21 protein-coding genes are annotated in these 20,681 nt (G+C 43.9%); 11 read left to right on the top strand and 10 right to left on the bottom strand.

From position 1 onward, the window contains the following. The first annotated feature begins 146 nt into the window (after positions 1-146). The 4 genes from D9A03_RS05330 to D9A03_RS20170 all read left to right on the top strand — a co-directional run bounded on the left by D9A03_RS05330 (position 147) and on the right by D9A03_RS20170 (position 3,901). Entirely contained in the window at positions 147-1,121 is a 975-nt protein-coding gene (locus D9A03_RS05330) for an ABC transporter substrate-binding protein (protein WP_120496160.1), read from the top strand. A gap of 160 nt (positions 1,122-1,281) precedes the next feature. Then, a complete protein-coding gene (locus D9A03_RS05325) occupies positions 1,282-2,178 on the top strand; it encodes an ABC transporter permease (protein ID WP_120496159.1) in 897 nt (298 codons plus the stop codon). Between the two features lies 1 nt (position 2,179). Beyond that, positions 2,180-2,974 (top strand): ABC transporter ATP-binding protein, encoded by a 795-nt coding sequence (locus tag D9A03_RS05320; protein WP_120496158.1) that lies wholly within the window; start codon positions 2,180-2,182, stop codon positions 2,972-2,974. Positions 2,975-3,079: 105 nt separating this feature from the next. After that, positions 3,080-3,901, top strand: a complete 822-nt coding sequence (locus tag D9A03_RS20170) for a M23 family metallopeptidase (RefSeq protein WP_120496157.1) — start codon at positions 3,080-3,082, stop codon at positions 3,899-3,901. 30 nt (positions 3,902-3,931) lie between these two features. Here D9A03_RS20170 and D9A03_RS05310 read toward each other — a convergent pair whose 3' ends face one another. Genes D9A03_RS05310 through D9A03_RS05300 form a run of 3 tightly spaced genes read right to left on the bottom strand, consistent with a single transcriptional unit; the run spans position 3,932 to position 6,493 of the window. Then, the gene (locus tag D9A03_RS05310; RefSeq protein WP_120496156.1) at positions 3,932-4,411 is read right to left on the bottom strand and encodes a DUF6463 family protein; all 480 of its coding nucleotides are present in this window, start codon (positions 4,409-4,411) and stop codon (positions 3,932-3,934) included. Between the two features lie 2 nt (positions 4,412-4,413). Beyond that, positions 4,414-5,787 carry an AarF/ABC1/UbiB kinase family protein gene (locus D9A03_RS05305; RefSeq protein WP_162937982.1) on the bottom strand — a complete coding sequence of 458 codons (1,374 nt, stop codon included), beginning with the start codon at positions 5,785-5,787 and terminating at the stop codon, positions 4,414-4,416. Next, positions 5,747-6,493 carry a TetR family transcriptional regulator gene (locus D9A03_RS05300; RefSeq protein ID WP_120496154.1) on the bottom strand — a complete coding sequence of 249 codons (747 nt, stop codon included), beginning with the start codon at positions 6,491-6,493 and terminating at the stop codon, positions 5,747-5,749. Before D9A03_RS05300 ends, D9A03_RS05305 begins: the two co-directional genes overlap by 41 nt. A gap of 338 nt (positions 6,494-6,831) precedes the next feature. On the opposite strand from D9A03_RS05300, the gene D9A03_RS05295 reads away from it, so the two are divergent. The 4 genes from D9A03_RS05295 to moaA all read left to right on the top strand — a co-directional run bounded on the left by D9A03_RS05295 (position 6,832) and on the right by moaA (position 11,870). Then, positions 6,832-8,145, top strand: a complete 1,314-nt coding sequence (locus D9A03_RS05295; protein ID WP_120496393.1) for a mechanosensitive ion channel family protein — start codon at positions 6,832-6,834, stop codon at positions 8,143-8,145. Positions 8,146-8,189: 44 nt separating this feature from the next. Next, positions 8,190-9,650, top strand: coding sequence for a DUF6880 family protein (locus tag D9A03_RS05290; RefSeq protein WP_120496153.1), 1,461 nt, complete (start codon positions 8,190-8,192; stop codon positions 9,648-9,650). A 103-nt stretch (positions 9,651-9,753) separates the two neighbouring features. Next, positions 9,754-10,608, top strand: a complete 855-nt coding sequence (locus D9A03_RS05285) for a C40 family peptidase (protein ID WP_120496152.1) — start codon at positions 9,754-9,756, stop codon at positions 10,606-10,608. Positions 10,609-10,880: 272 nt separating this feature from the next. Then, the gene (gene moaA, locus D9A03_RS05280) at positions 10,881-11,870 is read left to right on the top strand and encodes a GTP 3',8-cyclase MoaA (RefSeq protein WP_216825399.1); all 990 of its coding nucleotides are present in this window, start codon (positions 10,881-10,883) and stop codon (positions 11,868-11,870) included. A gap of 44 nt (positions 11,871-11,914) precedes the next feature. Here moaA and D9A03_RS05275 read toward each other — a convergent pair whose 3' ends face one another. Next, positions 11,915-13,138 (bottom strand): MFS transporter, encoded by a 1,224-nt coding sequence (locus D9A03_RS05275; protein ID WP_120496150.1) that lies wholly within the window; start codon positions 13,136-13,138, stop codon positions 11,915-11,917. A 39-nt stretch (positions 13,139-13,177) separates the two neighbouring features. Continuing rightward, entirely contained in the window at positions 13,178-13,663 is a 486-nt protein-coding gene (locus D9A03_RS05270) for a molybdopterin-guanine dinucleotide biosynthesis protein A (RefSeq protein ID WP_254054975.1), read from the bottom strand. A gap of 158 nt (positions 13,664-13,821) precedes the next feature. On the opposite strand from D9A03_RS05270, the gene D9A03_RS05265 reads away from it, so the two are divergent. Continuing rightward, a complete protein-coding gene (locus D9A03_RS05265) occupies positions 13,822-14,589 on the top strand; it encodes an NAD kinase (protein ID WP_120496149.1) in 768 nt (255 codons plus the stop codon). Positions 14,590-14,776: 187 nt separating this feature from the next. Here the strand turns inward: D9A03_RS05265 and D9A03_RS05260 are convergent, their stop codons facing one another. Continuing rightward, a complete protein-coding gene (locus tag D9A03_RS05260; RefSeq protein WP_120496148.1) occupies positions 14,777-15,013 on the bottom strand; it encodes a DUF1127 domain-containing protein in 237 nt (78 codons plus the stop codon). A 142-nt stretch (positions 15,014-15,155) separates the two neighbouring features. On the opposite strand from D9A03_RS05260, the gene D9A03_RS05255 reads away from it, so the two are divergent. Beyond that, positions 15,156-16,175, top strand: a complete 1,020-nt coding sequence (locus D9A03_RS05255) for a transcriptional regulator GcvA (protein WP_120496147.1) — start codon at positions 15,156-15,158, stop codon at positions 16,173-16,175. Between the two features lie 606 nt (positions 16,176-16,781). Here the strand turns inward: D9A03_RS05255 and D9A03_RS05250 are convergent. The 4 genes from D9A03_RS05250 to D9A03_RS05235 form a co-directional block, all read right to left on the bottom strand. After that, positions 16,782-17,837 carry an endonuclease/exonuclease/phosphatase family protein gene (locus D9A03_RS05250; protein ID WP_120496146.1) on the bottom strand — a complete coding sequence of 352 codons (1,056 nt, stop codon included), beginning with the start codon at positions 17,835-17,837 and terminating at the stop codon, positions 16,782-16,784. Positions 17,838-18,256: 419 nt separating this feature from the next. Then, entirely contained in the window at positions 18,257-18,592 is a 336-nt protein-coding gene (locus D9A03_RS05245) for a PilZ domain-containing protein (protein WP_120496145.1), read from the bottom strand. A gap of 258 nt (positions 18,593-18,850) precedes the next feature. Continuing rightward, positions 18,851-19,576, bottom strand: a complete 726-nt coding sequence (locus D9A03_RS05240; protein WP_120496144.1) for a molybdopterin-binding protein — start codon at positions 19,574-19,576, stop codon at positions 18,851-18,853. Positions 19,577-19,652: 76 nt separating this feature from the next. Then, positions 19,653-20,102 carry a YtoQ family protein gene (locus D9A03_RS05235; protein ID WP_120496143.1) on the bottom strand — a complete coding sequence of 150 codons (450 nt, stop codon included), beginning with the start codon at positions 20,100-20,102 and terminating at the stop codon, positions 19,653-19,655. A 197-nt stretch (positions 20,103-20,299) separates the two neighbouring features. Here D9A03_RS05235 and D9A03_RS05230 point away from each other — a divergent pair, with 197 nt between their 5' ends. After that, positions 20,300-20,668 carry a DUF2946 family protein gene (locus D9A03_RS05230; RefSeq protein ID WP_120496142.1) on the top strand — a complete coding sequence of 123 codons (369 nt, stop codon included), beginning with the start codon at positions 20,300-20,302 and terminating at the stop codon, positions 20,666-20,668. Positions 20,669-20,681 lie beyond the last annotated feature (13 nt).

The following is a 20,681-nucleotide window of genomic DNA, read 5'->3' as shown; positions in this document are numbered from 1 at the left end:
ATATATCCTCTTGCTTTCATGGTGGTGACGAGGATTAATACACATCAACAAATCTGGACAGACTCCTGATGCGTTATTTATGTGCGGTTGTTATGCGGGTCTGAACCATTCAAATAAATATATAATTGCTATCTCGGAGGCACATCATGATTTCCAAAGATTTGGGATCCAAAATTTTTGCAGCTACTATAGCACTTGGCCTCGCGCTTCCTTTTACAGCGCAAGCAGAAGATGTTGTTGTTGCCACAACTGCTATTGTTGAGCACCCTGCCCTTGATGCCGTACGTGACGGTGTACGTGACGAACTCAAAGCCCAAGGATTCGAAGAAGGCAAGAACCTGACCTTCCTGTACAAAAGTGCACAAGGAAACCCGGCCACTGCAGCACAGATTGCCAGAGAATACGTTGGTAACGGTCCAAATGTAATTGTGCCAATTGCCACACCTTCTGCTCAGGCTGTTGTCGCTGCAACAAAAGATATTCCAGTTGTCTTCTCTGCCGTTACCGATCCTGTCGCTGCCAAGCTGGTCGCTGGCGAAGGTCCATCAGGGACAAATGTGACAGGGGTCAGCGATCTGTCACCAATCGATCAGCATATTGCCTTGATCAAGGAACTCACACCAAATGCGAAAAGCATCGGGGTTCCCTATAACCCAGGCGAGGCAAACTCAGTTGTTCTACTGGACCTCGTGAAAAAACACGGTGCAGCCCAAGGCTATGAAGTTATTGCTTCTCCAGCGACAAAAACAGGCGAAGTTCTAACCGCAGCACAAAACCTGATCGGTAAAGCTGACGTTATTTACGTTGCAACAGACAATACAATCATCTCAGCCTTCGAAGCCGTGGTGAAAGTTGGTATTGATAACCAGATCCCTGTTTATGCTGGTGATACTGATTCTGTAAAACGTGGCGCATTGGCTGCTCTTGGCTTTGATTACTACGATGTTGGACGTCAAACAGGTAAAGTTGTTGTTGATATCCTCAAAGGTAAGGCAGCAGGCGATATTGCATTTCAAGGCGTAAGCAAAACCAATCTTTTTGTGAACCCAGCCATGGCAGAAAAAATGGGTGTAACCCTTTCCTCGGAAGTTATTGCCCGCGCAACTGAAGTGATAAAATAAGATCCTTTTTTCTTTTCCTGTCAAAAAGACAGAGATAGAAAAGCACTTAAAGAAGACGAAATTCGTTTTGCGGATTTCGTCTTCTTGCGTTATGGAACTACCCAAGCAGCGTAATCGACGCAAAAACACAACAGTTAGAGAGCCGCAAGGCTTCGGATAAATGAACCTTATTGCCTTTATGGGTGCCATCGAATTAGGCCTGATCTATGGCCTGATTGCTTTAGCCGTCTTCTTGTCATTCAGAATTCTGGACTTTCCCGATCTAACGATCGACGGATCTTTTCCTCTAGGGGCAGCCGTCTGTGCAACCATGATTGTCTCTGGCTACAATCCTTTATTATCCACAGTTATTGCTTTTTTAGCCGGCGGCATGTCTGGGCTGGTCACCGCTTTTTTGAACTTACGTTTCAAGATTCTCAATCTCTTGGCCTCTATCCTGACCATGATTGCGCTCTATTCAATCAATTTACGCATTATGGGACGTCCGAACGTGGCGATCATTACGGAAGAGACAATTCTCACCCCCTTTGAAGGACAAGGACTGCCCGGTTATTACCTGAAACCGATCATTGCTGCTGTTATCGTTTTTGTCGTTGCTCTTATCGTGGCTCGCTTCCTTAATTCCAACTATGGATTAGCCATGCGCTCAACCGGCGCAAACCAAAAAATGGCGCGTGCTCAAGGAATTGACACCAACAAGACAACCTATATCGGTATGGCACTTTCAAATGCCCTTGTGGGTCTGACCGGGGCTTTGTTCGCACAAATGAACGGTTTCGCAGATATCACCATCGGGACTGGTACAATTGTTATTGGTCTTGCTGCCCTTATTGCAGGTGAAGCAATCTTCTCGACACGCGGCATGTTAATGGCTGTTCTAGCCTGTATCTTTGGCTCAATCGTCTATCGCATTGCCATTGGCCTTGCCCTCAACGCTGATAGCATCGGGTTGGAGCCTTCTGATCTTAATCTTGTCACCGCTTTACTGGTTACAATTGCCTTGATTTTACCCGGGGCCAAAAACCCCCTCAAAAAACTGATGAAGCGGGGTAACTAAAATGATCAATGTTCAAGATCTCCGCATCACTTTTGGCAAAGATACACCAAATGAAAACAAAGCGCTTCAGGGTGTAAACCTGTCTGTTGCCGAAGGGGAATTCGTTACTGTCATAGGGTCAAACGGTGCGGGAAAATCCACATTTATGAACTGTTTGACGGGTGAATTAATTGCAGACAGCGGCGCCATTACAATTGATGAAAAAAACGTTAGTCGTTGGAAAGCTGCCCGACGCAGTAGCTTGGTTTCTCGTGTTTTTCAGGATCCTCTTGCAGGAACCTGCGAAGCCTTAACCATCGAAGAAAACCTCTCACTTGCCCATTCAAGAGGACAAAAGCGTGGCTTTGGTCTGGCGATCAACAACACCAAGCGTGAACTTTTCAAAGGGCGCCTGTCTCGCCTGCGGTTAGGTTTGGAAGACCGTTTAGCAGACAAAATGGGATTGCTCAGTGGTGGCCAGCGACAGGCCGTAAGTTTGATTATGGCAACATTACAGCCAACAAAATGTTTGCTGCTTGATGAACACACAGCCGCACTTGACCCTAGAATGCAGGCCTTTGTGCTGGAACTAACCAATGACATTGTCAAAGAAACCGACATCACGACCTTGATGATTACCCATTCGATGGGACAGGCTCTGCAGTTTGGCACAAGAACAGTCATGCTGCACGAAGGGCAAGTTGTATTGGATGTTTCCGGGGAAGAGCGTAGTTCCATGACAATCCATGATCTGGTAGATATGTTCGGCAAGGTTAGAGGCGAAGAATTGGACAGCGATAGCCTATTACTTGGGTAAATCTGTTTTCACAAATAGGTCATTAGCGATTACATTCAAAAGAAAAAGAAACTAAAAATAGCTAATTAGAACAGGCTAGCTAAAACTGAGGAGTGACGTAAGAATATGAAACATCTTTCCCTTACGCCTCTCTCCCTCGTTTGCTTTACCACTGCTCTACTTATCTGTTTTTTATTTCACTCGACAGAAACCAAATCCGATGAACGCAAGACTTGTTTTCATCATGACAAGATTTGTTACCTGACCCTAGAAGATAACAAAAGTGCCCATATTAGTGCTCAGAACAACTATGCTTTTCCTATGCGCATATCCTTGCATATTACAGGGCAAAATATTACGCCTGCCCTAAAAACAGAGAACGTGCTACTTGGCTCTAAGGAAATAAAAAGCATTATATCCATTCAGGCAAAAAGTCATGGCGAATGGCGTTACAACTGGACATCGCAACTTCATCCGGAAACAGATGGTGCCAAACATGATGACACCGTACTCTATGAATTCCCATTTCCAAAAACAAAATCCTACCCAATATCCCAAGGTCCGAACGGAACCTTTTCTCATACGGGCCCGAATAGCTTTGCCATAGACTGGGCAATGCCTGTGGGATCAGAAATTCTGGCTGCACGCGAAGGGATAGTCATTGCCTTGAGAGAAGATTCATCCCGTGGCGGGGCTTCAAACCAGTATAAAAGTGAAGAAAATTACCTCTGGATCAAACATGTTGATGGAACGATAGGGCAATACCTGCATCTCAAAAAAGATGGCGCCGTTGTCAAGGTGGGCGACAAGGTAGAAAAAGGTCAACTTATCGCCTATTCAGGCAATACGGGTTATTCCACAGCCCCTCACCTGCATTTTCATGTATCAAGCTCTCAACCACATGGCGCAGCCTTTAAAAGCCATCCTATTAATTTTGCTCCTCGCTAATTTCCCAATTTACTTCTTGGAAACACTGGTTCAATTCCAGTTCTCATTGGCTGATTTGTTTTTCAGATAAAATCCGAAGACTGCGGGAACCATCAACCAAAACCCCGACGCAGGTATCAACATTATTCCCAACGCCGTCATACAAACCAGTGTAAAGAGTAAAACTTCCTGAAAAGGGGGCATCGTATTTTTTTTCTCATCCCGATCTATCATAAGCCCAACAAGAAAAAGTGGCATACCAAAGAAAAAGAACCATACAGTATTGCTGATCTCATAGTTCGTAATTCCCATATCAAAAAAACCATTCATAAAGATGAAAGCAATCTGAGTGGGAAAAAGAATAAAGGTCAGGACAATATGAGTTATTGCCACCGCCATAATCCAACGCCCGACCCATCGCTGTGCAATGAAATGCGTCAGCAATTTTCCCCAATAATTTTTCAGGAAGAGATTTTCTTGAGACAGCTTATGATGTAACAGATCTTTGTGACTTCTCATCACTGTTGGCATGATCACACTCCGATCCATTTATTTCCGGTTTTGACTGTTGCTCCCAGTTTACTTAACAACAGAATTATTCCACGGTAAGTTCGATCAAAATACAGGAGGTTTCGATTAATCTCTTTCATAAAGGGTGTTATTTTTCGAGTATCCGCCATCTTGATTTCTGGCCATTCCCAATTGGTGAAATCAAATTCCCCTTCAAGATAGGGGGCAATCATCCATTTTTGAATGACGTCTAACTGAGGTTGCAAAATCGACCGGAATTCCGCATCCGTCATCTCGTCCTTGCTTAACTCAAGATCCTCATAAAAACTTCTTAGCTTGTTGTAATCTGGCTCGACCGTATGATGATGAATGAGGAATTTGTAATAATCAGATATGGTTTTTGTGAAACCGCTGTCCATTTTTCGTACACAGCCAAAATCCAGTAATCCTAGCTGACTATTCTCCATGAAGAGAAAATTACCCGGGTGTGGATCAGCATGCACAAAACCCAGTTCAAAGAAACTATCGAAGAAAAAATCAAACAAGAGCTGACCATAAGCATTTTTCTCTTCCTGCGAAGGTTTGGTCGCCAGCCACTCATCTAAATGAAGCCCTGTTAACAGTTCGGTCGTTAAAATACGTTCCGAGCTATAGTCATCGTAAATGGCCGGCACGATGATGCGTTCGTTTTTAACGTTGTCCTTAAACCACTTGAGGCTCTCTGCCTCTTGAAAATAATCAACTTCCCTATGAAGTTGAATGGAGATCTCATCCAAAACCGTATCGACAATATTTCTGTCCGGCATTAAGTCCGTTGAGGCTGAAAAGACCGTCAACAAACCACCAAGCATCTTCATATCACTTTTAATGGATGCTGCAATTCCCGGATACTGAACCTTAACGGCAACATCCTGCCCTGACACCAACTTAGCCTTGTGTACCTGCCCCAAACTTGCCGCCGCAAATGCTCTTGAATCAAAAGTTTTAAAAATTGTCCCTGGACTCTTCGCAAACTGATCACGAAAAACCTTGTCAACCAAAGCCCGGTTTAATGGCGTTGCCTTGTAGCAAGCTTTTGATAATTCTCGCCGAATACCTTCGGGAAGAATATCCGCTTCCATGCTCAGAATTTGTGAGGCTTTTAAAGCAGTTCCCTTGAGCTGGTTCAAAGCCTTGAAAAGTGTTTTCCCGATGTCTTCTTCATGTTTGGTGCGTGCTGCTTCATCCAACTCTGGCGAGGAATGACCTGCAATTATTTTCTTCTTTCCAACATGTCCCAGATGGCGCAATCCAACTTTGGTAGCTGTTAGACCTATTGCCGCCGAACGTTGCAACTTTCTCGTTGCAATTGATCCCCTAGCCCCCATGTTTCCAGCCCCCATTACGAGCCATGGCACTGAATCCCTTCATCAGAGTTGAAAAACCCTGACCATTTTCCAAAAACCGCATCATCTGACTTTTGATCATGAAGCCGACAAGATCTACGCCCTTGCCAAGAACATCGCTCTTTAGCAATGTCACAAAAAAGCTTGTAGAGATTTCTACAAACTGGGTTGTGTGCATGAACTCTTCGCTATCATCCTGCAGCCAATAGAGAATTATTCCCAATAATGCATCGACCATCAAATGTGCCACAGCACTCTCAAAGGGAACCTCCGGAATTTCTTCGCTATCAACTGACTGCTCCAAGATCTCAATGATTTTCTTTTTAAGAGCCTTGCTTGCCGGGAATTCACGTTGCATCAAAAAAGCAGGGGATGCGCGCAGTATCTCTATGCTTTCTGCAACAAACTCCCGATTTTCAATCAGAATATCCAAGTAATTATAGATAAAGAATTGTAATTTTTCTTCAAGCGTAAAGTCTGCGAAATCTTCAGCTTCCTCAACAAGTCGTAGAACATTGTTCAATACCGTCTCGTGATAGGACAACAGGAACTTATCCTTGTTGGGGAAATACTTATAAATCGTTGACCCCCCCATTTCTGCAGCTTTTGAAATCTGCTTCATAGAAACATTGTGAAAGCCATGCTCGGAAAAAAGATCCACTGCAACAGCAATCAACCTAGCTTTGTTCGCTTCTTTCTGCTTGTTAGATATTTTCATTTTGAGAACAACTTTCCAATAAATTCAATTTATAACTCAATAATGCATATAAATACCTAATAATTACAACCTTAAAATATACAAAGATCACTTAACAAAAAGAAAAACTCTCTAAAATTGCAACTATATCAATCCACTAAATTAAAAATGCCAAATTGACGCAGGAAACACTTGAACATGAACACAGAACGTTCCCTGTTCGCCCCAGGATAAAATTGCTAAACTTGCACGGCAGAGCATAAGAAGATTACGATATCTATCATTACAAAGCCCTTTTGAATGTGTGACAAACACACTTCTAGGAAAACAAAATCAGGAGGATAGGTTTGGATTTTTTGATGATCCCAAACCAAGAAGAGATTACGAGTTGGCTCGATCAGATTACCAGCTGGTTAGGGCAAAATCTCTTGAGTTGGCCCGTCATTTTCCAACTTGGCTTTCTTCTTGTCCTTCTTCCGCTCAGTCGTTACCTCGGCAATAAACTCCGCCCCGCAGCGAGTGAATGGAAACAGTTCTCAAAAACACCTCAGGCTTTCAAACTTATCCTGACCAATCTGTTACCCATGATCCCTTGGGTGATATTCCTATTAATGCTTTGGGTCACACTGGGGGCTTTAATACAGCTTGAGATGCCTGTCCGGACAAGGTTCCTGATCAATACGGTTGCCAGTCTGACCTTGGCGTGGGTTATTATCAACCTGACAACAAGCATAATTAAAACCCGTATACTCGCACGATTGGTCTCTCTTTTTATCTGGTCAGTTGCTGCCCTCAACATTCTCGGACTTCTGGACTTAGCTGAAGAAATTCTTGACGCAGCTGCACTTGATGTTGGTGGACTGCGCATATCAATCCTAATGGTGCTTAAAGGCGTTATTTCACTGGCGGTTTTACTTTGGGCCGCCATTGCCTTCAGCTCACTACTTGAACGCCGTGTAAAGGCCGTACCTGAATTAACGCCTTCAGTTCAGGTTCTTCTTGGAAAGCTATTAAAAGTTACCTTTATTGGGATCGCTGTGATTGTTGGTCTAAAAACAGTCGGGATTGATCTTTCAGCCTTCGCTCTTTTTGGCGGTGCTTTGGGTGTGGGTATCGGCTTTGGGCTGCAAAAAGTCATATCCAATCTGGTATCCGGTATTATTCTGTTAATGGACAGGTCAATTAAACCTGGTGATGTAATCGCCGTAAATGACACCTATGGATGGGTTAAATCATTTGGGGCCCGCTATGCTTCGGTCATCACTCGCGATGGTATTGAACACCTGATCCCAAATGAAGAATTCATCACACAAAGAGTTGAGAACTGGTCTTACACCAACAGTTGGGTTCGTGTGCGTGTTCCTATCGGTGTTTCTTATAATTCAGACCTTCACAAAGCGATTGATCTTTGTATCGAAGCCGCATCAGAAAACAAACGCATCCTTGATGATCCCAAGGCTAATTGCCTTGTTCGAAACTTTGGCGACAACTCCGTAAATCTTGAAGTCCGCGTCTGGATTGCAGACCCCCAGAACGGCATAGGTAATATAACCAGCGAATTATTACTGGCAATTTGGGATAAGTTTAAAGAAGAAGGTGTTGAATTTCCGTTCCCTCAACGCGACCTGCATATCAAGGATCCAATCCAGATCAGAAACGTACCGCCTTCTTGAAACTTATTGCCACTCTTAAAAATAAATATACTTGATGAACAATCATGCCCAAAAAATCACAAAAGACACTCACCAAAACCAATCTTGTTAACCTTGGTTCAAACAGGTTAGCTGAACTTCTTCTGGAAATAAGCTCAAAAAATGCTGAAGTAAAAAAACGTGTGAAGTTGGAACTATCATATGCTGTAAGTTTGGAAGATCTTGGGCGCGAAGTAAAAAAGCGCCTTGATTCTATAAAAAGATCAACCACTTTTATACCGTGGAATAAGCAACAGTCCATGATCAATGATCTAGACACTCACTATCATATAATCATCAACAAAATTGCCCCTACTAATCCAACACTCGCATTCGAACTGTTATGGCAGTTCACCGAACTGGCAGAATCAGTCTATGAACGACTTGACGATAACGACGGTGTAATTGGTGAGATATTCCACGATGCAATCTCATACTTTGAGGAACTGGGTCCAAAGGCCAATATTGCTCCGGATGTTTTGGCTCAAAAAACCTTTACTGCATTGCTGGAGAACAGCTACGGACAATACGATTATTTAATTACTCATCTAAGCTCAGCCTTAGGAAAATCCGGGTTGGAAAAATTGCAATCTATGGCCGAGGAATATAAAGCAAAACTAGCCATAAAAAACACATCTCATCATGATAATACCTCTAATAAACAGAAAGCCCTATCACATTATCCAATCGCCTCAATATCATATGAAAAACGGACCCCCCAGGTTGTCACGATTATCCTTCGGGAAATAGCAGACCAGCTAGGAAATGCAGATTTATATATCGCACAATATGAACCCGGAGATTTAGAAAATCCGTTTCATGCAGCAAACGTAGCATCCAGACTTCTACTAGAAAATCGGGCAAGCGAAGCACTGGATATATTGGTTGCAGCTAAAAAATCAGATGACAAATACAATAGATACTCAAGCTGGAATTCTGCCTACGTTAACACTCTTGAGAAGCTTCAAAAATTTGAAGAATTAAGATCCTTTCGATGGCAATTGTTCAAAGAAACATTAGACATCCCATGCCTGAAGGATTTACTTAAATCACTCCCAGATTTTGAAGATATCGAAGCCGAAGATTACGCCAAAGATTGGGCAATGCACTACCCCGAATTTAATCAAGCACTACACTTTTTACTTAACTGGCCGGATTTTGAACGTACAGCAAAGCTTATTAAGACCAGGACGAGTGAAATGAATGGCAATATGTACGAATTATTAACCCCGACTGCAGATATGCTACAGGATAAACACCCTCTTGCTTCTGTCCTCGCCCGGCGTGCAATGATCAATCATACATTAGAAAGAGCAAAATCCACACGCTACGGTCATGCTATTCGACATATGCTGGAATGCAAATCCGCAGATAGATACATTGATGATTATCAAGATATCCCGACACATAACGAATACGAGCAACAGCTACGTACCAAAAATCCAAAAAAAACATCATTTTGGGATAAACTAGAGAAAACGTCCTAACGCCACTCTGCCACGAGAACAAAATCAACAGTACTTTATTTATTTCCCCAATAGTGGCAAGCTAGGTACTAGATTGGACTGACAAAGAAAACCTGATACTGCTATGTCACAAACATTGGACCCTCGCCTTCACCCATTGAGAGAAGATCTCGCCGCCGAATACCTACGCGACAAAACAGAGGCACCAAAGTTCAGCAAAGGCTATGCGGCACAGGTATCAAAGGGGATCGTCCCCCTGCGCCGTCATCCATCAGATGAGGCCGGTCAGGATACAGAGTTACTCTTTGGCGAGAAAGTGACTGTTTACGAAGAGAAGGATGATTGGGCATGGGTCCAAAATGCTAAAGATAGTTACGTTGGTTATATCAGGACCGACAGTCTGTCACGGGAAGTACGACAAACAACACATAGAGTAAAAGCGCTTCGCACCTATGTTTACCCTCAACCCGATATGAAAATCCCCCCCATAGATATACTCTCCATGGAATCAACTGTTCTCGCCTTGAAAGAAGAAGGACGTTATACCCAGATACAAGGTGGCGGATGGGTCTTTACCGATCACATTTGCTCGCTTGAGACAAAAGCTCTCAGCCACGTGGATATCGCTTATCAATTTTTAGGCACCCCCTATTTTTGGGGTGGAAAGTCTTCTGTCGGGATCGACTGCTCCGGCCTGGTTCAGGTTTCCCTGAGTGCCAGTGGCATTAACACGCAAAGAGACACCTATGTTCAGGAAACAACAGCTGGTTATCCTGTAAATTCAGAACAGTGCACCGAAGGTGACCTCGTTTACTGGCCCGGTCATGTTGCAATTGCGCTGGACAAAGATAATGCGATTCATGCTACCGCTAATTCTATGGATGTTGTCATTGAACCTATTGCCCATATTACGGAACGGGTAAAGATGGAAACAGGTGGAACAGGAATAACCGCTATTAAACGAGTATCAGCCAACTAAACTTACGAATAAGCTTTCTACTCAATAAAAGATGCTTGATATATGACAGAGCGACCCCCTTTTGCCTGAGTTAAAAAGAAGAGATATAAATTGACTTGCAATTAACGCCCTATACGCCAAAGTGTAGGAAAGATTTTCGGGCACAATCAACGGAAGATCCGAAAACGCAGGAGAAACAATTGATGATCAATTCGTCAAACATCCAGAAGGGACTCGTTTCGTCAACTTCTGTTGCCAACAAAGAGGATAACATTCAGGGTGCTCACCCCGGGATGATAGATCCTTTTGGCCGCATGGTTGACTATCTTCGGATATCAGTCACTGACAGATGCGATTTTCGCTGTGTTTATTGCATGTCAGAAGACATGAACTTTTTGCCCAAAAAAGAGTTGCTGACGATTGAAGAATTGGAAAGAGTTTCAGCAGCCTTCATCAACCTTGGTGTAAAAAAACTCCGTTTTACTGGCGGAGAACCACTTGTCCGCAAAAACATTATGAGGCTGTTTAATGGCCTGACCCCTTACCTGGAATCAGGACAGCTCAGAGAAATGACTCTGACCACAAACGGAAGTCAGCTGGAAAAATATTCGCAACAACTTGCGGATGCGGGAATGCAACGGATCAATGTCTCCCTTGATACCCTCAATAAAGATAAGTTTGCGGCGATCACGCGCTGGGGGAAACTGGATCAGGTTCTCGAAGGATTACAAGCCGCAAAAAAAGCCGGTTTGAAGGTCAAGATCAACACTGTTGCTCTACGCGGCGTAAATGACGATGAACTACACACACTTGTCTCTTGGTGCGGTGACGAGGGTTTTGACATTACCTTTATCGAAGTCATGCCGATGGGCGATATCGGGAATGAAAACCGTGTTGATCAATACCTGCCCCTAACAGAAGTGCGATCCATTTTGGGTGAGCATTGGACCTTGAATGAAAGCGATCATAAAACGGGCGGGCCAGCACGATATGTTGACGTTAAAGAAACCGGTGGGAAAATCGGTTTTATTACCCCCATGACCCATAATTTCTGTGAAAGCTGCAATCGTGTGCGAATGACGTGCACAGGTACACTCTATCTTTGCCTTGGTCAGGACGATGCCATGGATTTGCGGGAACCTTTGCGCAGCAGCGATGAAAATGGCCCGCTGGAACAGGCCATCTTTGAAGCGATTGCCAGAAAGCCCAAAGGGCATGATTTCATTATTGATCGGGAAGCCGATCCATCAGTAGCACGACACATGAGTGTCACGGGCGGATAAAGATGAAGGGAGCTTCAAGTAAGCTCCCTTTGTTCATAACGATATTACGCTGATGACTTTTTTTCCATCATCAACGGAAAAAGATAATACCACCCCATACCGATTAACTGTGCGGCAAGCAACATAATAATGCCGGCCTGATATCCTTCGACAGCATAACCGCCAGAAGCCTGTGCAGGCCATAACTCTATCACCGCACCAACTGCCCACTGTCCAACGAAAGCAACCACAAATACCAAAGAATTTAAGGCCGTATTGACCCGTCCAGCCAGGTGACTTGGGAAAAATTGCGAAAATCCGGGATAGACAAGATATCCCCCCGTCCCCAACAAGCCAAAAGTCATCCAGACAATGCTAACTATCAGGAAGGAATTTATTTCAAGCAGCAAAAGAGCTTGGGGTATCATACAAAGCAACATGCCATAAAACCCGATTGTAATCGGGCTAATGTTATGACGGCGCAACCAGTCAGTTACTATACCACCGACAAGAAAGCCGGCAAAAACCGCAATCGCAATCAGTGTTAGCCCCCATGCAACGATATCGCGATCAAAGCCGCCAACATCACGCAACCAAGGGCCAGACCATAGCGCTTGCAATGAAAAAAATGCAGCCTGAGACATCACTGTAAAGGGTGTGATTCGCCAGAAAAAAGGACTTTTGAAAACCAATCCATAGTCTTTGATTTGCTTTGCCACACTTTCGCTAGCTGGGATTTCATCACGCCGCGGAATTGCAATGTAAATTAATGCTGAAATAGCCAAAGACATCACCGCAAGGACGACAAAAACACCGCGCCATCCCATAAGGTCAGCAAGAAACTCAACAGGAGCCGTTCCTGCAATAGCCCCTAGACCACCCGCTGCAAGATGACATCCATTGACCAGAGCAAGCCGTTCTTTGGGAACCCAACTGACATAAGCCTTGAACGCCGCCATCATACAGGCAGATACACCAAACCCGATAAGAGCCCGCCCAAGAACGAGAAGAATGAAGCTCTCTGCCCAAGAAAACAAAAATGCGCCAGCCGCAGTTAAAAGCAAAAAAGCACTCTCAACCTTCCGTGGGCCATAACGATCCAACAAAAGCCCCAAGGGCAGCTGTGTTAAAGCAAATGCTATAAAAAAAGTGCTGGTCAGCAACCCCAGATCTGCTGCAGACAAGCTCAATTCAGAGACCAGATCAGGTGCAATAACTGCATTAACAACCCGTAATAAAAACGAGAGAAAATAGCCAATCGCAAAGGGAAGGAAAATACGGGCAATCATAACGCTCTGTTACTTAGCAACGCAGAATAGATGAATATATCACTGAAGAATAACCTGATGGGTAAAATTCCGGCCATTCGTAATGGTAATCTGGGTAAATCCCATCAAGGCCGCAAGATCAAAGAAGGTAAAGACATCTTCAACACCCAACTCCTGAAAAACCGGAAGCGTTCTGGCCCCCGCAGTCATATTGGCAAAGATTGCCCGCGCGCGATAGATTGTATCCAGCCGGCCATCTTCCAAACCAACAATAATAAGCTTTTGCGCGTCATCTCCCTTGGCAAAAATAGCCGCCGTAGGGGCAAATTCCCGTTGCATGTTCTGTTGCGTAATAGAAGTCACGAAAGCAATACGTGTTTTGCGGTTTGATGTTGCAATTTGCTTGGCTCTGGCTTTGTAGATTTCCCGGTAGACAGGTTCAGGATAATAATAACCTGCATGTCTGTCAGCGGCCTGAAGTGATGTACTGAAAAAACTGCTATAACCGATGATGGTCAGAATTGTGAAAAGCAATGGACGGATCAAAATAAGCACCCCTTTTGACTATTTTATTTCTTAATCAGTATCAGACATTTTGACAGCGCTGCAAGTGGCTGTCAGTCTATTGTTATTATTTGTGAAATACATATCAGTAGTGTTTGTGATGTTTTGCGGGAAAAGCTGGCTGCCATGAGAATAAAGCGATGAGCAGAAAACGTATTGCATTTGTTGCTTCTGAAACAGAACGGGCAACCAATGCACTGGAATGTCTAAAGAATAAATACCAAGCTGCTTCTCCGGACGAAGCAGACGTGATCGTTGCCTTGGGGGGGGATGGCTTCATGCTGGAAACCTTGCATCAATTTATCGGGCTGGACGTTCCTATCTACGGTATGAACCGTGGCACCATTGGCTTTTTGCTCAATGAATATAACGAAGATCAACTTGATCAACGCATTGAAAAGGCCGTAAAGATCACCTTGCACCCTTTACGTATGTCTGTAGAAACCGTCAGCGGACAAAAGTTTGAAGCCCTTGCTATCAACGAAGTTTCCCTGCATCGAGATAGCCGTCAGGCAGCGAGCATCAGGATAGATATTGATAGTATAGAACGCATGCAGGAACTCGTATGTGATGGTGTCATTCTATCAACACCCGCAGGTAGCACAGCCTATAACCTGTCCGCCCACGGCCCTATTGTCCCCATAGGTGCATCTCTCTTGGCCATGACACCCATTAGCGCTTTTAGACCAAGGCGATGGCGGGGCGCACTCCTTCCGGCAACAGCAGAAGTTACCTTCAGAACCCTGGACACGGAAAAACGTCCCATATCAGCAACCGCTGACTTTACGGAAATTAAACACGTCAAGCGCGTTAGTGTGCGTCAGGATGATAGCGTGGACATGAATCTTCTTTTTGATGAAGAGCATAATCTTGAAGAACGCATCATTCGCGAACAGTTTCTTCCCTGATTAAATTTCGACTAAGAAACTGGCTTTTCTTTCTGGATCTAGCAAGAAATCCCCTTAAGAACTTCAAAAGCCCATCAACAGCTGTCGGCGAACTGTTAACGGGCTTTATAAAGTTCCACAAAGGAAGTTGCGCTACCTTCTTGTCAGAAGAACCCGATAGCGCGTCGGGGCAGGGTAACTTGGTATCTTAACGAACCCAAAATGGCTTTGATGCTTCGCTTTGTGCTGCCTGGGTCGAAATTCCCATGTCTAACAGCAAATGAGCATCGGCATCACGAAGGCTGGCACGCTCGTTCAACCGTTCTTGCCATGTGATCAGTTTCTGGATGATACTAGCAATTGGCGCCTTCAAAAAGGATACGCTCTGCTTGTTCTTCTGCAACATACCAAAAGCGTATGTTTTATGCATTGTTACATTTGCCATAACAGTTCTCCTTATCTGAAATAATGCGCCCAAACGGGCTATTGTACTCTGTGTTCTTTGATACAGTTAAAATATGACTGTTTGATTTCAATCTCAAACGATGTTATTTCATATATCGGATTAGATTTTATAATGTGAAACAATGTTAAGACCCCTGCCCCCTCTGAATGCTTTACGCGCCTTTGAAGCCGCCGCCCGACAGCTCTCTTTCACGAAGGCTGCCCAAGAACTTTTTGTGACCCAGGCAGCTATTAGTCATCAAATCAAGTCACTTGAAGATCATCTGGGAATTCAACTTTTCCGACGGATGAATCGTCGCCTTATCCTTACGGACGAAGCACAAATTCTATTACCTGCTGTCAGCGAAGCTTTTGATATTATTAAATCTACCACGCAGAAGCTTTATGATGGCGGAGATCGCGGTACTCTTAAAGTCTCTGTGATGCCGTCATTTGCCGCAAAATGGCTGTTACCACGCCTTCCTAAATTCCGCAGGAAACATCCCGAGATTGATATTCTGGTTTCTGCGACGATTACAAAAAGCAACTTCTCACGAGATGATGTCGATTTAGCGATCAGGTTCGGGGCGGGGCAATATCCTGGTTGTCGCGTAGATAATATGATGGAAGACGAAAGTTTTGTTGTCTGTAGCCCCCATCTGTTAAAAGGCCCTCTTCCACTTCGAACACCGCATGACCTGAAATATCACACATTACTTCATGATGATGTTGGTGAAGAGCCGTTCGCGGTTAACTGGCGCCGATGGTTACATATCGCCGGCGTGACAGATATAGATCCGGACAAGGGACCGGGATACAACGATTCCAGTCTTATTTTACAAGCAGCCATAGAAGGACAAGGTGTTGCATTAGGCCGCACCTCTCTTACTTATGATGATCTTAAAGCCGGTCGACTGGTGTGCCCTTTTGGACCACGGGCCCCTTCAAGCTATCAATACTATGTCGTAACCCCACAAAGCACATCAGAGATTACAAAAATTAAAGTTTTCCGGGAATGGTTGCTCGCTGAAGCCACAGCCGATGACTTCATCCCCAACGTACAAGTTGACTTGGATCGGGCGAAAGAAAGCGGTGAAATGAACACCGAAGACCTCGATACACATAATATTGATCAGAACAAAACACGTGATCAAAAATTTTAATGTCGTTGAAAATCAAATTCTTGCCCTATTGCAAGAGCACATACTTTATTTGGTGAAAAATCAAAAAAAGTTTCAAAAGTCAAAAACGAATCATTGACACAAAGCCACTTTCGGGCGAGAGATTTCCCCACAAAGTGTCCTAGACAACACGTGCGGACGTGGTGGAATTGGTAGACACGACGGACTTAAAAAATTGAGTGCCTTTGGGGAAACCCAGAGAGTAGAACTGCTCAAATTCGGGGAAAGCTTAGATCGCAAGATGATGCCAATCCCGAGCCAAGCCTGAGACTTGAACGAGACTTGGGAAGGTGTAGAGACTAGACGGGCAGCACCTACGGCAAGGATCAGTGAGTTAGGCCTTGTTATGGTGAAGGGATAGTCCAGACCACAAACGCGCGGTGCTTGCACCTAAGGCGTGGCAGTGAAAGCTGTAGATGGTATGAAAATCCGTTGGCTTCGGCCGTGCGGGTTCAAGTCCCGCCGTCCGCACCACTTTGTAACAATGCCCTTTAAGATGATTGATTATCTTAAAGGGCATTGTTATTTCTATAACATTCAATCAGTTTAATACTCAAAAAATTTAAACTTACATATACTTACAATATCTTATGCACCGGGTCGTGGAGTTAATGTTACACAAACCGGCGCATGATCTGTCGTTAACAGTTTACTCGCATCATCAAAATGATCTGAATAAATCTTCAAATCTGTCACAGATGCTACATGATGAGGATTTTTTGGATTCAATGCATTAGAGACAAGAATATAATCTAATGTTTCTGCAGGATAACGCCATCCGGCAGCATGCGTCACAGGGCGAGTTGCAGAGTTTTGACTGGGCAAAAGACTATAAGCATCAAAAAGTTGCCACGTAAAATTCCAGGCTCGGTCCCTTGCCTCCTCAATACCGGCACGCCGTTTACCAGCAATATTATCAATCCACTCTTGCTGAGTGAGAATTCTCAACGTGGATGACCGGGGATTATCATTCATGTCTCCGACAACAATAAGGGGTTTATTGTTGTCATCGTCCAGTTCATCCATTGCTGCGAGATACACACCTGCAGCATCACCACTCCGGCGAACAAGTTGATCTGTGTCTTTTATTGCACGAGCACGAAGGTGTTCGCGAAATCTGGTTTTCCAGCCATCATGAGCAGCAACTGCATCACTATCAATGAAAGCACCTTGAGACTTGAAATGACAAACATACACTACAACCTGGCCAAATTGCGGTGTATCAATCTCTGCACGCGTGATAGCGCGCCGAAAATTAAAATCTTCTTCAAGCTGTGTATCATCACGTAATTCCTGAGGAAATTTCAATGCGGCTGGCTGCATAGTAAAAGGGTGGCGCGAAGCAATACCTGTTACAGGCCCTAAAAAAACACTGTCGTCTTCCGGATCAATGGCAGGGTCATCAACGACGGCGACATGTGGATACCCCTGCTCCGTCATAAAAGCCTTGAACTCATCAACACTAAAGATTTCCTGAAAACCAATAATATCAGCGTCTAGCTTCACCAGCATATCGCCAATCCAGTTTTTTTTCTCAGACCATTGATCCGGTTCATAGTCATTACGTTCATCACGTTCGTACCAGTATGTCCCGGGCTTGGCGAATTGATAAAGGTTCCAGGTGGCAATCTTCAAGTCCATCATTTTATTCTCATCAATCAAGAGGATAATTCTACAGGAAACACAAAAAGATCCTAGCAGTTCCCACAATAAACCAAAGTTATAAATATATGAATATTGGCTATTCAGAAATAACACTTGGAATTCCGAAACAGCTCAAGAAGGTATTACACGGCCTGTCGCACTCGCGTAGTTTCCAGCATTGCCAAAACCCACACGCCAGCTACCAAGGCTAACGCAAAGGCCCTTCCAAAAAAAGCTTTGGACATGGCCACAGCATACTTTTTATCTGCATCTGAAAGAAACCGGATGGAAGATAACCACAGACTTTCAAAAAAATAGAAAATCCTGCTAAAATTCCTCAAATAAAAATAACCAACTTGGACACGCCAAAGCTTTTTATATCTCCTGGTAAATTTTGGATAAAGTACAGGTGATCTCGCTTAACTATGCAAAACCCGCATGTCGTCACTGCTAAGAAAACCAGACAGACGCTCTGCTATTTTTTCAGGCGCATTTCTAAACTTCAGGCCCACCTGCAGCCCATGACGCCACATTACCTCACCACCAAAATGAACCGATCCCGGTAAAATGAGTGTAACTTCACTATTGAGAGGTACTGTATCAGCAAGTTGAACCTTTACGCCTGTCACCGAAACATCCACTACTTTGCAACTTGTGGAAAGTTCCGGGCCAAATTTCAAGCTTCCGCTCAAAGCAGCGCCAACACGTGCCTTGCCACGGCGTTCTTCAATATTTGCTTTTAATACGTCTTGCATTTCTATCGATCCCCCGTCGACTTCAGTGCATTTTCATAAAATCCCATACACTTCAAACTGAACCAAAAACGTAAAAATTACAAGAAAATAAACAACCTAATGATAAATAAAACCATACTATTGGTATTTTTATAGTAGCAACTATGGTTAATATATTTAAGCATAACCTTTTTACATTACTCTATTATTATCTGTGATTAAGCAGAAAAAATACCTGACCTTACAATTAATTGACAAATGAACCACTGCTTGGACTGATCATGTATAGCTGTTAAGAACAACATCAACTTCTTCTTCACACTTCATGAGTAAACCTTCATCAGTGGAGCGCATCACAATGCGCACACCTGTACCACCACGCCCCATAAACGGGTAGCTACCGACATCAACGTCAGGGTATTTTCGCTGAATATCACCGAGATCCTTGGCAATTTCGCCCTCTTTTGCATGAGACGTCAAAGTTCTGGAAATCATTGGTTTCCCACCCGTAAGATCCGGTGCCAACTTAGCGAACATTGATTGCATTATCTTGGGCACGCCCGCCAGGACAAAAACGTTTTCGATCTGATATCCCGGGGCAATCGATATATCATTTTCTATCAACCTGGCACCCTGCGGAACATGGGCCATTCGCAAACGAGCTTCGGTTAACTGCTCTTCGCCATAAAATGATAACATTGCCTTGTGCGCATCAGGGTGAAGAATCAGCGGAACGGCAAAAGCATCAGCAACACATTGTGATGTTATATCGTCATGGGTCGGACCAATCCCGCCTGTTGTAAAGACATAATCAAAATGGCTTCGCACTTCATTAACGGTATTTATGATGCGTTCTGGAATATCGGGCACAACTCTGGCTTCTTCCATTCTGATCCCGATTTTATTCAGCTGTTCACCTAGAAAAGAGAGATTTGAATCCTGAGTGCGCCCTGACAGAATTTCATTTCCAATGATAACCAGACACGCCTTATAAATACGTTCCATCTTACCCTTTAACCCCAATTCGCTTTTGCTGACACATTTCAAACCACTTAGGTTAAGTCAGTATTTCCCTAGTAAATTAAAGCTCTCCACGGATCACATATCGTAAAACATTCACAACTTCATCCGGTGTTCGGGTAACAGCAAGTGCCGCAGCGTCAACTTCTTTCAAAGCATGCTGATGATCTGGACCGTGCATAATGATCAGCGATTTTCCCAAAGCAGATGCATAACCAGCATCAAAAGCAGCATTCCACTGTTTATATTTCTCTCCAAAGCACACCACGACAATGTCGGACTTCTCAATCAGTGTTCGGGTTCGAATCGCGTTTACTCTTGCCCCTTTATTATCATGCCAGAATTTATCTTCTTCTGCCCCGAGGATAGAGACACCACAATCATCAGAAGATGCGTGATCAGTAACGGGTGCATAGATTTTAACAGGTAACTCCAAAGCCTTTACCTGTTGTTCTATTTCTTCGCGCCAGTTTGTATGAATTTCGCCAGATAAATAGATCTTCCAATTCATGATAATCTTAGTCCTTGCAAATAATAAGACGGCAAACAGTAAAAGAAAAAATGGTAGAAAAAAAGCTACACAAACGACTTGATCAGGCTACAAACAATGCCTTCTCGAAACAACAATCTTCTCAGGATTGCCACAAATTTAGAGTTGTCCTGACGCGCTTTTGTCAACTATAAGCACAATAACAAAAGGACTTATTGATGAACTGGCAATCAGGGACAGTAACAGGAAAGATAGTAAAGCTTGTGCTTTTACTACAGTTTCTTGCTGTCTCATTAATTCCGCAAGGGATGATGACCAGTTTTGCCAATGATAGTTTTACCCTTGTTATATGTACCCCTGAGGGCATAAAAGAAATTGCGGTTCCTTCTGACGAAGAACAACAGCTTGAAACGAGCTCTGACTGTGTGTTTTCTCTGCACGCGGATCAACATCTATCAGTACTCAGCTACCATGTAGAACTTGTCACTCTATCAACACACTCAAGCAACAGAGTTTCTGATAGTCATCTGGCATCTCTACAAAGACATTTGGCCTATGGCTCAAGGGCACCGCCCTATTCCTCCTAAGTAAACTCTCTAT

The sequence above is a fragment of the Kiloniella sp. EL199 genome, from assembly GCF_900313065.1.
Classification (GTDB): domain Bacteria; phylum Pseudomonadota; class Alphaproteobacteria; order Kiloniellales; family Kiloniellaceae; genus Kiloniella.
The sequence above is the reverse complement of the archived record's forward strand: the minus strand, read 5'-3'. Positions and strand labels throughout refer to the sequence as shown.

Excerpts from the sequence above, each read along its gene's own strand:
- D9A03_RS05275 (WP_120496150.1), bottom strand. The coding sequence starts at position 13,138 with ATGATTGCCCGTATTTTCCTTCCCTTTGCGATTGGCTATTTTCTCTCG.
- D9A03_RS05235 (WP_120496143.1), bottom strand. The coding sequence starts at position 20,102 with ATGAATTGGAAGATCTATTTATCTGGCGAAATTCATACAAACTGGCGC.
- D9A03_RS05285 (WP_120496152.1), top strand. The coding sequence starts at position 9,754 with ATGTCACAAACATTGGACCCTCGCCTTCACCCATTGAGAGAAGATCTC.
- D9A03_RS05325 (WP_120496159.1), top strand. The coding sequence starts at position 1,282 with ATGAACCTTATTGCCTTTATGGGTGCCATCGAATTAGGCCTGATCTAT.
- D9A03_RS05255 (WP_120496147.1), top strand. The coding sequence starts at position 15,156 with ATGTTAAGACCCCTGCCCCCTCTGAATGCTTTACGCGCCTTTGAAGCC.
- D9A03_RS05300 (WP_120496154.1), bottom strand. The coding sequence starts at position 6,493 with ATGAAAATATCTAACAAGCAGAAAGAAGCGAACAAAGCTAGGTTGATT.
- D9A03_RS05295 (WP_120496393.1), top strand. The coding sequence starts at position 6,832 with ATGATCCCAAACCAAGAAGAGATTACGAGTTGGCTCGATCAGATTACC.
- D9A03_RS05290 (WP_120496153.1), top strand. The coding sequence starts at position 8,190 with ATGCCCAAAAAATCACAAAAGACACTCACCAAAACCAATCTTGTTAAC.
- D9A03_RS05245 (WP_120496145.1), bottom strand. The coding sequence starts at position 18,592 with ATGCAAGACGTATTAAAAGCAAATATTGAAGAACGCCGTGGCAAGGCA.
- D9A03_RS05265 (WP_120496149.1), top strand. The coding sequence starts at position 13,822 with ATGAGCAGAAAACGTATTGCATTTGTTGCTTCTGAAACAGAACGGGCA.
- D9A03_RS05310 (WP_120496156.1), bottom strand. The coding sequence starts at position 4,411 with ATGCCAACAGTGATGAGAAGTCACAAAGATCTGTTACATCATAAGCTG.
- D9A03_RS20170 (WP_120496157.1), top strand. The coding sequence starts at position 3,080 with ATGAAACATCTTTCCCTTACGCCTCTCTCCCTCGTTTGCTTTACCACT.
- moaA (WP_216825399.1), top strand. The coding sequence starts at position 10,881 with ATGATAGATCCTTTTGGCCGCATGGTTGACTATCTTCGGATATCAGTC.
- D9A03_RS05330 (WP_120496160.1), top strand. The coding sequence starts at position 147 with ATGATTTCCAAAGATTTGGGATCCAAAATTTTTGCAGCTACTATAGCA.
- D9A03_RS05230 (WP_120496142.1), top strand. The coding sequence starts at position 20,300 with ATGAACTGGCAATCAGGGACAGTAACAGGAAAGATAGTAAAGCTTGTG.
- D9A03_RS05260 (WP_120496148.1), bottom strand. The coding sequence starts at position 15,013 with ATGGCAAATGTAACAATGCATAAAACATACGCTTTTGGTATGTTGCAG.
- D9A03_RS05240 (WP_120496144.1), bottom strand. The coding sequence starts at position 19,576 with ATGGAACGTATTTATAAGGCGTGTCTGGTTATCATTGGAAATGAAATT.
- D9A03_RS05250 (WP_120496146.1), bottom strand. The coding sequence starts at position 17,837 with ATGATGGACTTGAAGATTGCCACCTGGAACCTTTATCAATTCGCCAAG.
- D9A03_RS05320 (WP_120496158.1), top strand. The coding sequence starts at position 2,180 with ATGATCAATGTTCAAGATCTCCGCATCACTTTTGGCAAAGATACACCA.